Consider the following 12658-nt stretch of genomic DNA (forward strand, 5'->3'; position numbering starts at 1 on the left):
GATCATCAGGCAATGAGAAGCACAACAAAGGCCGCAATAAGTGCCGTTGCAATCGTGCCGTATTTCACCATAGCCGTGAAGCCCGCGTAAGTATCCGTGGCCGCAGCCATATTTTGTTCCGCCATTGCATTCCCCTTTGCATATTTTCTATCAAAAATACCGAGCGATTTAGAATCCTTTAGGTCAAAGCCACTTTATCCAGCAAGGAATAATTGTTCAATCGGGGTGCGTGATCCAGCAAGACAGGCGTCATAAAAGATGCTGGCGTTAATAGCCAGTTTACGACTTTGTGCTATAATGGTGCAAATCCAAATCGTTTTCAGGGAATTCCAACACCCCAACGCAGGACGAAATGTGACAGTTATGGGCAGTAACCGCGAAAACCGTAACATTTTGATCGTCGAGAGCGATCCCAGCCAACAACGCTATTTTGCAGCGCTTTTGGGCCGTGGGGGCTGGCGAACCACGGTTGTCGAGGACACGGATGCTGGGCTGCAACTCATCCACGGCGAACATGATGAATCATGGGATGCTGTCCTGACCAGCCAAAGTGCTGGCGGCATGTCGATGCCCAATTTTGTGTCGGAAATCCGCCACAAAAGCCCTGCCCTGCCGATTATTTCGGTCACTGAATTGGGCAATGTCAATGACGCCATTCGCTTGATGCGCGCTGGCGCAACCGATTTTGTACAACGGCCCATCATTGTCGACCGCTTGCTCGAAGCCTTGGAGCGTTGCCACCACCCCCACGCCGCCAAAGATGAGCTTCGTCCATTAACAGAAAAACTGCGTGCCAATTTGGCCTTTGACGAGATTGTCGGGTCCAGCCCCAATTTCCGCAGTGCGCTGGCCATTGCCGCCAAAGCCGCCCGCACGCGCCTGCCCACCTTGATCACCGGACGCAGCGGCACCGGCAAAGAAGTCTTCGCCCGCGCCATCCATGGTGCTAGCCCCCGCAGTCGCGGTCCCTTGGTGGTGCTGGACTGCGCCGCCATTGCCCCTGGGTTAATTGCATCCAGCCTTTTTGGGCATGAGCGCGGTGCCTTTCCGGGGGCCTTTGATCGTCAAATTGGCCAATTGGTTCAGGCTGATGGCGGCAGCATCGTGATCGACCATGTCGAATGTATGCCCGCCGAGGCTCAGGCTATGTTGATGCAATTCATCAACACGCAGGACGTGCAAATGGTCGGCGGAAACATCCGCCAACGCGTCGATCTGCGGATCATCGCGACCAGCAACACGCCGCTGACCCATATGGTCGAAAGTGGTCATTTCCGCGAAGATTTGTTCGACGCCTTGGCCGCGGCCCAAATCAACCTACCAACGCTGAGCGAACGTCGCAGCGATATCGCACCGCTGGTGCGCCATTTGGCCACGCGGATCGGCAGCTTGCCCAATATGCCCGCCGCCAGCATCACCGACGCGGCCTTGCGCTTGCTGACCAGCTATGCGTGGCCGGGGAATGTACGCCAACTTCAGGACGTGTTGTTCCGCGCCACTTTGGCTAGCGGAACCGGCATCTTAACGCCCGACGATTTTCCGGCGATCCATGAAGCCATTGGCGATAGCACCAGCAGCAGCCGCATTCGCGAACAAAATATCGCGGTCCACAGCGACGCAATGGGCATCACTTTATATCAACAAGATGGCCATTTGCGTCCGCTCCACGAAATTGAGGCTGACGTCATCCGCTTGGCCATTGGTCATTATCGTGGCCGAATGAGCGAGGTCGCGCGCCGCTTGGGCATAGGGCGCTCGACGCTCTATCGCAAACTCAGCGATTTGGGCATCGACACAGCAGCCTGATAAGCAGCGCAGGCGCGCGGAGATACGGCGCAGCGTCCCTCACCCACGTCCACCCATTTCAACTGATCAACGCGGTATCCCGCACCCCCCGCCACATCAGCACCGCCTGCCGATGTTCGCGCACATCATGAACGCGAAGCCATTGCGCCCCTTGCGTCAAGGCATGGTAATGCAGCGCAATCGTGCCGCCCAAGCGATCATCCGCTGGGGCTTCCCCATCCAAGGCGCCAATCACCCGCTTGCGGCTGGCCGCGAACAACAGCGGACAGCCCAGCGCTTGAAACAGTGCCAATCCATTGAGCAGCGCCAGATTATCCGCCACGCCTTTGCCAAATCCGATGCCGGGGTCCAAAATCAAGCGGCCGCGCGATATACCGGCCGCTTCGCAGGCCAACACACGCTCTTCCAACATATCAAATATATCCAACACCGGATGGACATATCCGGCGCTGTCGCTACCCGCGCGCCCACTACCCGCCTCACCCGTTGGCATGGCAGCATGCATCAAGACAATGGCGGCATCCGATGATGCCGCGACATCCATCGCGCGGTCATCATAGCGCAAAGCCGATACGTCATTGATAATCTTGGCTCCCGCCGCCAAAGCGGCTTCCATCACCAACGCTTTGCGGGTGTCCACCGACACGATGGCCCCGCCCCGTGCCAAGCCCGCAATCACCGGCTCCACCCGTTTGACCTCATCCCCCTCCCACACCGCTTGCGCCCCTGGGCGGGTGGACTCGCCGCCCACATCCAATATTTGCGCGCCAACGGCCCCCATGGCAAAGCCCGCATCAACGGCCGCCTGCACATCGGAAAAACGCCCACCGTCAGAAAAACTGTCGGGCGTAACATTTAAAATGCCCATCAATTGCGGTTCATGAAAGCGAAGGACGCGTTCACCAAAAATCAGCGGAGCTTTGGGCCGAACCACGGCCTGATGCTGCATGATCGCGCGCTGACCCAAGGCGGACGGCATGAACCCCAACCACTGGTCCCAGTCCTGCACCGAAACAATCGTCGATGATATAACGCCTTGGTCGCGCAGGCTGATATGCCATGCCGAAAACCAAATCAGGCTGTCACCCAGCCGCAATGCACCGTCATCCGATTCATGGGGACGATCAACAAAGCAGGTGGGGCGGCAATAAATGCGCGCATCCCGCCCCGCTTTGCCAAGGTCGGACGGTGTCAGCGGACGAAACATATCAGGCTTCGTGGGCCAACAGCCATTCCTGACGCACTTCGTCAATCACGCGCAGCTTGCCCTTTTTCTCCAAATGCCAAAAGGTCCAGCCATTGCAGCTTGGTGCGCCCTGCACGCCCGACCCCACTTTGTGGATCGACCCTGCGGGCAGGCCTTCTGTGTCCAGCGACCCATCCACACGGACGGTTGCTTTCCAACGGCGCTTGGCGTCGGTCAACACCGTGCCAGCCGGAATTTGTCCGCCCTCAACCAAAGTCCCAAAGGCCACACGCGTGGCGGCCTTGGGGGCCATCATGGTCTTGATGGTGCTTTCGTCCAGCGGCAAAGCCATTTCGATGCGGGCCTTGGCGGCATCAATATAGTCATCTTCGCGCTCGATACCGATGAAGTTGCGCCCTAAGCGTTTGGCCACCGCACCGGTGGTTCCCGTACCGAAAAACGGGTCCAAGACGACATCCCCGGGATTGGAGCAGGCCAGCATGATCCGATAAAGCAAGGCTTCTGGCTTTTGGGTCGGGTGAACCTTGTGGCCATCCTTCTTCAACCGCTCAGCGCCGCCACAGATGGGGATCAGCCAGTCCGACCGCATCTGCAATTCGTCGTTCAACGTCTTCATGGCGCGGTAATTAAAGGTATAGCGCGCCTTTTCCCCGGTCGATGCCCAGATCAGGGTTTCATGCGCATTGGTAAAACGCGTGCCTTTGAAATTGGGCATGGGGTTGGCCTTGCGCCACACAATATCATTCAAGATCCAATAATCTTGGTCCTGCAACGCCGCACCCACGCGGAAGATATTATGATAGCTGCCAATAACCCATATGCTGCCATTGGGCTTTAATATACGGCGCGCCTCTTTCAGCCACGCATGGGTGAAACGATCATAGGCGGCCAAACTCTCAAATTTGTCCCAATCATCGGTGACCGCATCCACCTTGCTGCCTTCGGGGCGGTGCAGATCGCCCCCCAATTGCAAATTATAGGGCGGGTCTGCGAAGATCATGTCCACGCTGGCGGCAGGCAGGCCGCGCATCATTTCGACGCAATCGCCTTGCAGGATGCTGTTCAGGGGAAGATCAACCGGCGCAGCCTTTGGCGCGCGTTTGCGCGTCGCTGGTGCCTTGATCTTTTCCATAACACCCATTGTTCTGCCCCTTGTAAAGTCGTTCCGTAACCCCCTGATGAGTCGAAGTGAGTCCAAGGTCAAGAGGGTGCGACTCGTGGAGTCAGCACGAGTCGCGCTGTAAAAAAAGAGAACGAAAAGAGTCCGACACATCATATGGAGTCTGGATCGAATCCCAGACTCAGCATCTTGTGGTGCCCTAGCGCGGCAGCACAGCGAATATTATTTTTCAGATATGCGCAAAGACGCCCGCTAAATCAGTGACAATTGGGCAATAGGGGCAAAGCTGCGCCGATGAAATGCGGTCGGACCATATTCACGCAGCGCCGCCATATGTTGTGCCGTCCCATATCCGGCATTTTTTTCCCAACCATATTGGGGGTGCAATTGAGCCGCGTCGCGCATCAAGGCATCGCGATGTTCTTTGGCAATGATACTGGCAGCCGAAATTTCGTCGTGCAGCGCATCGCCGCCCACAATCGCCCGCGCCTTATACCCCCAGCGTGGCAGGCGGTTGCCGTCCACCAACACCTCATCCAGCATCAACGACGGCGCAGCAGCCGCGCCCTGCGCCGCCACCAGTCCATCCACCGCGCGGGTCATCGCCAGAAAGGTTGCTTGCAAAATGTTGATTTCGTCGATTTCCTCGACGCTGGCGATGCCGACGGCCCAGCGGCAACGCGCCTTAATCTCGCCCTCCAGCACCGCGCGGCGCTTGGGCGATAATTTTTTGCTGTCATTCAGGCCAACGATGCCACCGTCACACAAAATCACGGCTGCGGCGACCACCGGCCCGGCCAATGGTCCCCGCCCTGCTTCATCAACCCCTGCGACCATCATCGCCGATCAGCCCATGCGCCACGGCGGAAAGCGGCGAAATTCGGCGGCCTGATACAGGCAGATGCGATTTCCATCGGGGTCCGCCAAATGGGCCTCGCGCCAACCCCATGCTTCGTCCTTGGGCATTTGGTCGAACCGCACACCGCGCCGCGCCAAATAGGCGACCCATGCGTCCAACGCCCCGCTTTCCAAATAAACCGTGGTGCCGCCGCTAATGGCACAGCCACCCTGCAAGGATAAGGTCACGCCATTGGCCGCTTCAAATCGAGCATAGCTATTTTCGGGACTATGGACGATTTGGGTCAGCCCCATTTGCCGGTAAAAGGCAATAGATACCGCCAAATCTTTGGCCGGAACGCTGATCTGGTTAATCGCAGGTCCCGTAAACAGGCCGTCATTGCGCACATGCTGCTGCCCCATGGGGCCATGACCTTTGCCCAATTGCGGCGCATTTTGAATGGCCAAGCGCACAAAATCGCGCGCGCGGGCGATGCTCGGCTCCAGCGGCATGCCTTGCGCCAATCCGGTCGCAATGGCGCTGGCCAGCGTGCATCCCGTGCCATGGGTGTGGACGCTGTTGATCCGCGGCGCTTCCCAACGCAACACTTCCCCTGCATCGGGTTCCAGCAAGCGATCAATGATCGTCTCGCCCTCAATATGCCCACCCTTGGCCAGCAAGGCACAACCCTGTGCCAAAATTGCAGATTCCCCGCCCAGCGCGGCCAATTCCTCGCTATTGGGTGTGGTAACCAGCGCGCGCCGCATGAGCTGTTCAAACGCCGCGATCGTGCCATCATCCGCCAAGGCGGCACCGCTGGTCGAAATCATCACTGGATCAAATACCACCGGCACGGTGGCCAAATCGGCTTGCAACAATCGCTGGGCCAAGGCCTGCGCCGTCTGACCGCTGCCAATCATGCCGATTTTAATGGCATCAACACCCAGATCAGCAACCACTGCGTCAATCTGGGCTATAACCGCATCGGTGGGCACCGCATGAACGGACTGAACACCCAGCGTATTTTGCGCCGTAATCGCGGTGATCGCTGTCATGGCGTGGCCGCCCAGCATCGAAACTGTTTTGATATCCGCCTGAATACCAGCACCACCGCCGCTGTCAGACCCTGCAATAATAAGAACGCGCGCGGTCACTGTCCGGCTTCTCCTGCTATAAATTTATCGTCGCACCCGATCATCAGGGCTGAAATTTTCTGAGCGTCGATGCCGGATATTTTGCCAACACCGCGCCCACCCGCACGGGACGGTCGGACAATTCGCCTTTGCAATTGGGGCAACGCTCATCCAATTCATCGGCGCATTCCGCGCAAAAGCTGCATTCCATCGAACAAATGAAGGCGCCATATTCATCGGCAGGCAAATCCGCGCCGCATCGCTCGCAATCAGGTCGCATTTCCAGCATATTCAATCCTATTCTTGGGTCCAGATCACGCCGCAGCGTCGCGCACCGCATCGCAGATCATATCCACCACCTGTTCCACTTGGCGTTCATCGTCCCCTTCCGCCATCACGCGGATGACCGGTTCGGTACCAGATGCCCGAATGACCAAACGCCCACGCCCAGCCAGCATCCCCTCTCCTTCGGCAATGGCGGCTTTGACAGCGGCAGCTTCCAACGGCTTGCCCCCTGCAAAACGCACATTTTTCAACAATTGGGGCACGGCATCAAATTGATGCAATAATTGGCTGGCGGCTTTGCCGCTGCGCACCAATTCGGCCAGCACATGCAGCGCGGCCAATGTCCCATCGCCCGTGGTGGCATGGTCCATTAAAATCATATGCCCCGATTGTTCGCCGCCAACATTAAAGCCGCCTGACTTCATCCGGCCCAGCACATAGCGGTCACCAACCTGCGTGCGTTCCAGCGTCAACCCTTGGCTGTTCAACAAACGCTCCAGCCCCAGATTGGACATGATGGTCGCGACCACGCCGCCGCCCTTCAGCCGCCCTTGGCGCGCCCAACTGGTACCCAGCAGCGCCATAATCTGATCGCCGTCCACAATGGTGCCTTGTTCGTCGACCACAATCAGTCGGTCCGCATCGCCGTCCAGCGCAATGCCAATATCCGCGCCGCTGGCGACCACCGTTTCCTGCAGCAACCCCGGCGCAGTGGAGCCACATTTATCATTGATATTCAAACCATTAGGTTCAACCCCCACAGAAATCACGTCCGCGCCCAATTCCCAAAACACGGTCGGCGCACTATTATAGGCCGCCCCATTGGCGCAATCGATAACGATTTTCAGGCCATCCAAGCGGATTTGGTCGCCCAAACTTTGCTTCACCGCGTGAATATAGCGTCCGCGCGCGTCCTCAATACGTTTGGCGCGGCCAATGTGCGCAGGTTCCGCCAATTTCGGCTCGACGCTCAGCAAAGCTTCGATCTGGATTTCGTCGGCGTCGGACAATTTATAGCCGTCTGGCCCGAACAATTTGATGCCATTGTCATGAAAGGGATTGTGGCTGGCCGAAATCATCACGCCCAAATCCGCGCGCATCGAACGGGTTAGCATCGCGACCGCTGGCGTTGGCATGGGGCCAACCTGCACCACGTCCATCCCCACGCTGGTAAAGCCCGCCACCAACGCATTTTCCAGCATATAGCCCGACAAACGCGTATCTTTTCCAATGACAACACGGTGTTTATGCGTACCGCGCACGAAATGCGCGCCTGCTGCCATGCCAACCCGCATCGCCACTTCGGCGGTCATCGGTGCTTGATTGGTCAGACCGCGAATACCGTCTGTTCCGAAAAACTTGCGCATATAACCTCCGTGACCCTAGCCCTTCGGCTGACGAAAGCCTGCCAAGCCCTTGACTTTGCCCTATGTCAGCCCCCGAAACTTGGCAAGAGCAGACCGATAAGCCGACCAGCATCGCTTGGCAAAATCAGCTGCTCTTGGCAAAACCATGCGCTTAGCCGATAATAAACGACGTTTTTGCATAAAGGGTCATCATTTGAAATCGGCTTGGATCATCCTGTCAGCCTTGGTTATTGGTATGTTGCTGGGGCTGGGTATCGCCGATTTTTGGCCCAGCGCGGCAAAAATCACCCTGCCCATCATCGAACCCATTGGCACATTATGGCTTAATGCCCTGAAAATGACCATTGTTCCATTGGTCGTCGCATTGCTGATCACGGGCATTACCGCTGCGGCAGACGCCGCGCGGGCTGGCAAATTGGCAGCAATTTCGGTGTTTCTTTTTGTCGTCGCCATCAGTTTTTCGGGGATTATGTCCCTCATCCTCACGCCATTATTGCTGAACAGCTTTCCCTTGTCGGCCAGCGTTGCCGACGCGCTGCGTCATGGGTTGGGCGGGCAAAGCGCGGCGGCAGCTTCCCCATCCTTTGCCGATTTTCTGCTGGCGTTGGTTCCCACCAACCCCATTGCGGCGGCGGCGGACACCTCGATTTTGCCGCTGATCGTTTTCACCACCGCTTTCGCCTTTGCCATCACGCGCCTGGCGCCGAATCAACGCGAAACCTTGTCGGGTTTCTTTCGCGCAGTGGGTGATGCCATGTTGATTGTCATTCATTGGGTGCTGGCCCTTGCGCCCATTGGCGTCTTTGCGCTGGGTTATGCGCTCGCCATCAAAGCCGGTGCAGCGGCCTTTGGCGGGCTGATCCATTATGTGTTGATCATTTCTGCCATCGGCCTTTGCTGTGTGATTGCGGCCTTTGCCTTGGCGATTTTTGTCGGGCGCGTGTCGCCCAAATTATTCTTTCGCGCCATCGCGCCAACCTTGGCCGTCGCGATCAGCACGCAAAGCTCACTCGCCAGCCTGCCCGCCATGCTGTCGGCCGCCAAAGATATTGGCGTCAGCGAACGCAAGGCTGACATTGCGCTGCCGCTGTCGGTTGCCTTATTCCGCTTCACCAGCACCGCGATGAATTTGGCGGTGGTGGTTTATGTCGCGTGGTTGTTCGGCATTGACCTCAGCATCTGGACGATGGCGGCAGGCCTTGCGGTGGCGATTGCCGCCGCGCTCAGCGCCGTCAGCCTGCCCGGATCCATCAGCTTTGTGACGTCCATCGCCCCCATCGCCACCAGCATGGGGGTGCCCGTGGCGCCGCTCGGTTTGCTAGTCGCGGTGGAAACCTTCCCCGATATTTTCCGCACATTGGGCAATGTGGTGGCCGACGTTGCCGTCGCCAAAATCGCGTCCGATTATGTCGATGATGGGGGCGAAGACCCAGCAGCCGTCATCTGATCCCCTATAGCATTTTGGCCAAGCGCCGCCTGTATCGCATCCAGCTTGTGGTGCAGGCGCATAATCTCCAGTTCCGCGCGCAGGTTAATTTCATAATCCAATTGTGCGGACTGGCGATCTTTGGCCGCTTGCCGGTTTTGGCTCATCATAATCACGGGCGCTTGAATGGCCGCTAGCATCGACAGCATCAGGTTCAGAAAAATATAGGGATAGGGGTCAAATCGCACCCCCAAAGCGGCCAGAACATCACTGTTCAGCAACATCCATGTCAGCAAAACGACCGCAAAACCAATGATAAAGGCCCAAGACCCGCCAATGGCCGCTACACGGTCCGCCAGCCGTTCACCAAAGCTAGCATCCTCCGCCGACATTTCGCCCGCATCACGGCTGGATGGCGCATGGCTGGCAATGGCGGCAATCACTCGCCTTTCTTGCGCATCCAGCCTGTCCAATGGCTGGCCAAGCAACCGCATGGCCAATTCTGTTTCCGACAATGCTTTGCTCATCTTGCCCCTTCTCCGGCCACTTTCCTCGCGCTGCCAATGCGCTGCGCCTCACCGCCGATAGGCCTTATAAAAAAGCCGCCGATCACGATAACGCGTCAGCGGCTTCTTCCGTTTCCTAATTATATGGGCCGCTTAATGGACATAGGCCTTGGGCAACGCCCCCTCACTCGGGGTGATATAGCGGTCCCGCAGTCGGCCTTGACGGGTGACCAGCGATTGTTTTTTGCCGTCAATCCACACCATTGTCGGGCGGCTGCCCAATTCCAGCGGGTCATTATCCCACATCACCACATCGCCCACACGGCCTGCTTGCAACGATCCGATTTGGCCGTCCATACCCACCGCCTTGGCGGGAATGCTGCTGATCGCGGCAAAGGCTTGATCCCAGCTCAGACCGCTGGCCCCTGCGATGCGGTTCAGCGCGACCAGATTGCCCGCATATTGGGTGGTATATCCCATTTTATGGGCGTCATCATCGTCAAATACCCCCACCGACACGGCCACACCCGCCGCCGCCAATCGGCCCGCATTGCTTTGTGTCGCGCCCAGCCGTTCAAAATTGCCGGGCAAATCGGTCAGCGGTGATACAATCACCGGCACCTTGCCCGCCGCCAATTCGCGGGCCACCAGCCACCCTTCGGTGACGCCAACCAGCACCAATTTCAGCGCCGGAAAATCGCTGCGCAATTTCAGCACGTTCAAAATGTCTGACGCACGGTCCACGCGCACGAATAGTGGCACCTTGCCATCAATCACCGCCACCAACGCATCAGCATCGGCGCGCTGAATCATCGCGCCATTGCTCCATTCCGCCAAGGAAGCGGGATTGCGGGCATAGCTGCGCGCCGCCAATAATTGTTCGCGGAACAATAAAAATGTCGCTGCGCGGCTGCCGCCAGCCTTGCTAGACCCAGCCTCGCCAAAGGAAATAAACTGCAGGGCGCGGGGCCGCGTCACCATGTCCATATCATCGCCCAAATCCACCACAGCCCCTTGGCCCGCGAAAATATTGCTGCTTTCCGATGGGGCAACAATGGCGCGGGTGACGCCCGCCGCGCGGTTGACCGCAACGGGTGATCCCATGGGGTTTAACGCTGGCGATATGTCCAGCCCCGCCGAAAAGCGCGACCGGCTGGCTCCGCGATCATTGGTGCCGTCCACGGCGTCCACCTCGACCAAGCCGACGCGGCTGAACGCGGCGACAATGCCCGGCGTTACCCATGCCCCTGCGGCGTTCACGACCGTGACGCCAGCGGGAACTGCTACATGAGCACCAGCAGCAACAATCTTGCCGCCCCGCACCACCACCGTTCCACCGTCAATCGGCGCGCTGCCATCGCCAATCACCAGCTTGGCATTGCGAATGGCGACATCTTGCGCCGATACCGAGGTTGCGGACAGTGCCGACACCATGGCCAGCACAGCGGTCAGCGCCGCGGTTTTAACCATCATGCGGCTCATTTCACATCTCCCTCACCCGGTTGGCCCAGTTCAAAGTCGCTGACCGGCCGCAATTTGGGGTTGTTCGCATCATACAGCATGGCCCCATCCACCCACACTTTTTCGGGGCGAGTATAGGCGCTGAACGGATGGCCGTTCCACAAGACAACATCGGCCATTTTTCCGGCCTTCAAGCTGCCCGTCACCTTGTCGATACCCAGCGCCTTGGCAGGGTTAATGCCCAGCCACGTCCACGCCGTCTCATCGCTGATAGTCATGCCCATCCGCCGTCCGGCCCGCAAAGCCTTGGCAGCTTCTTGGTTCAAACGCTGAATTTGATTTTCGTCGTCGCTATGCACAATCGTGCAAGCGCCCGCCTGATGCACCATCGGCACATTTTCTGGAACGCTGTCATAGCCTTCCATCTTAAATCCCCACCAATCGGCCCACAGCGCGGCACAGATATTTTCGCGCGCCAATATATCGCCGATTTTATAGGCTTCGACCGCATGGTGGAAAGTGGATACATGATAGCCAAATTCCTTGCTCATATCCACAACCTGCGCCATTTCATCGGCGCGGTAACAATGGTTGTGCATCAAAATTTCGCCCGACAACACGCCCGCCAATGTTTCCATGGCCAAGTCGCGTTCCACCGCTTTGCCTTCATCCAGCTTTTTCTTATAGGACACAGCCCGTGCCCATGTTTGGCGGTTGACGGCAAAATTGCCCATCCGCGTCGATGGTGCCCGTCCCTTTGCGCCATAAACGCGCTTGGGGTTTTCGCCGCAGGCCATTTTCAAACCATAAGGCGCATTCGGGAATTTCATCCCCTGCACGGTGCGCGATGGCACATTTTTCAATGTCACCGAACGGCCGCCCATTAAATTGGCACTGCCCGGTAAAATCTGCAAGGCCGTCACCCCGCCATTGGCCAAGGCACGGCTAAACCCAGGGTCTTGCGGCCACACGCTATGTTCCGACCAGACTTCGGGTGTGGTGGGCGATGTCATTTCATTGCCGTCGCTATGCGCCTCCACGCCGGGGGATGGATAATCCCCCAAATGGCTATGCACATCGATAATGCCGGGGGTCACAAATTTGCCCTGACCATCCACAACGACATAATTGGCGGGAACCACCAACTCTGCGCCGCCGACCGCCTCTACCTTGCCGTTCAGCAGCAAGATGGTGCCATTATCAATCCGTCCGCCTTCGCCATCAAAGATCGTCGCGCCGCGCACCGCCGTCGGTTGCCCTGCATAGGCTTTATAGGTCGATGGATACGGATCTTTGTTAAACGCCGCCTTGGCCGTGGCCGAACTGCTGCTGTTCGCGGCGCTGGTTGGCGCTTTGCGACTGGCCGACTGCGTCTCTGCCCCGCCACTGGTCGAACATCCCACCAGCGCCAGCGATGCCGCAGCCAGAAAATAATGCCCCTTGGTCATCCCATACCCTTTATTCTAACAAAAAAGAGGCCGCATATCCTCGGCCTCCCTATTGGGGCTG

12 protein-coding genes are annotated in these 12658 nt (G+C 57.9%); 2 read left to right on the forward strand and 10 right to left on the reverse strand.

Translation table 11 applies throughout. The features are described from left to right. Window positions 1-5: 5 nt before the first annotated feature. Window positions 6-125 (reverse strand): aa3-type cytochrome c oxidase subunit IV, encoded by a 120-nt coding sequence (locus LKO31_RS07480; protein ID WP_227689673.1) that lies wholly within the window; start codon window positions 123-125, stop codon window positions 6-8. A gap of 238 nt (window positions 126-363) precedes the next feature. Here LKO31_RS07480 and LKO31_RS07485 point away from each other — a divergent pair, with 238 nt between their 5' ends. Next, the gene (locus LKO31_RS07485) at window positions 364-1806 is read left to right on the forward strand and encodes a sigma-54-dependent transcriptional regulator (protein ID WP_227689735.1); all 1443 of its coding nucleotides are present in this window, start codon (window positions 364-366) and stop codon (window positions 1804-1806) included. Window positions 1807-1864: 58 nt separating this feature from the next. Here LKO31_RS07485 and folP read toward each other — a convergent pair whose 3' ends face one another. The 6 genes from folP to glmM all read right to left on the reverse strand — a co-directional run bounded on the left by folP (window position 1865) and on the right by glmM (window position 7756). After that, a complete protein-coding gene (gene folP / locus LKO31_RS07490; RefSeq protein ID WP_227689674.1) occupies window positions 1865-3013 on the reverse strand; it encodes a dihydropteroate synthase in 1149 nt (382 codons plus the stop codon). Between the two features lies 1 nt (window position 3014). Next, a complete protein-coding gene (locus LKO31_RS07495; RefSeq protein WP_320443485.1) occupies window positions 3015-4154 on the reverse strand; it encodes a site-specific DNA-methyltransferase in 1140 nt (379 codons plus the stop codon). 231 nt (window positions 4155-4385) lie between these two features. Continuing rightward, window positions 4386-4973 carry a ribonuclease HII gene (locus LKO31_RS07500; RefSeq protein ID WP_227689675.1) on the reverse strand — a complete coding sequence of 196 codons (588 nt, stop codon included), beginning with the start codon at window positions 4971-4973 and terminating at the stop codon, window positions 4386-4388. Between the two features lie 6 nt (window positions 4974-4979). After that, a complete protein-coding gene (gene thiD, locus LKO31_RS07505; protein WP_227689676.1) occupies window positions 4980-6125 on the reverse strand; it encodes a bifunctional hydroxymethylpyrimidine kinase/phosphomethylpyrimidine kinase in 1146 nt (381 codons plus the stop codon). A gap of 43 nt (window positions 6126-6168) precedes the next feature. Then, on the reverse strand, window positions 6169-6393 hold the full coding sequence (locus LKO31_RS07510; protein WP_227689677.1) for a DUF1272 domain-containing protein: 225 nt from the start codon (window positions 6391-6393) through the stop codon (window positions 6169-6171). A gap of 25 nt (window positions 6394-6418) precedes the next feature. Continuing rightward, complete coding sequence (gene glmM, locus LKO31_RS07515) at window positions 6419-7756, reverse strand: phosphoglucosamine mutase (RefSeq protein ID WP_227689678.1); 1338 nt, start codon at window positions 7754-7756, stop codon at window positions 6419-6421. Between the two features lie 193 nt (window positions 7757-7949). Here glmM and LKO31_RS07520 point away from each other — a divergent pair, with 193 nt between their 5' ends. Beyond that, entirely contained in the window at window positions 7950-9203 is a 1254-nt protein-coding gene (locus tag LKO31_RS07520) for a dicarboxylate/amino acid:cation symporter (RefSeq protein WP_227689679.1), read from the forward strand. On the opposite strand, the gene LKO31_RS07525 is transcribed toward LKO31_RS07520, so the two are convergent. From LKO31_RS07525 to LKO31_RS07535, 3 genes are all read right to left on the reverse strand, one after another. Next, on the reverse strand, window positions 9161-9709 hold the full coding sequence (locus LKO31_RS07525) for a DUF1003 domain-containing protein (protein WP_227689680.1): 549 nt from the start codon (window positions 9707-9709) through the stop codon (window positions 9161-9163). The two genes, LKO31_RS07520 and LKO31_RS07525, sit on opposite strands and share 43 nt — an antisense overlap. A gap of 132 nt (window positions 9710-9841) precedes the next feature. Then, the gene (locus LKO31_RS07530; protein ID WP_407699261.1) at window positions 9842-11158 is read right to left on the reverse strand and encodes an amidohydrolase family protein; all 1317 of its coding nucleotides are present in this window, start codon (window positions 11156-11158) and stop codon (window positions 9842-9844) included. An 8-nt stretch (window positions 11159-11166) separates the two neighbouring features. Further along, a complete protein-coding gene (locus LKO31_RS07535; RefSeq protein WP_227689682.1) occupies window positions 11167-12597 on the reverse strand; it encodes an amidohydrolase in 1431 nt (476 codons plus the stop codon). Window positions 12598-12658: the final 61 nt, after the last annotated feature.

It is taken from the genome of Sphingopyxis yananensis (genome assembly GCF_020687785.1).
GTDB classification, from domain to species: domain Bacteria; phylum Pseudomonadota; class Alphaproteobacteria; order Sphingomonadales; family Sphingomonadaceae; genus Sphingopyxis; species Sphingopyxis yananensis.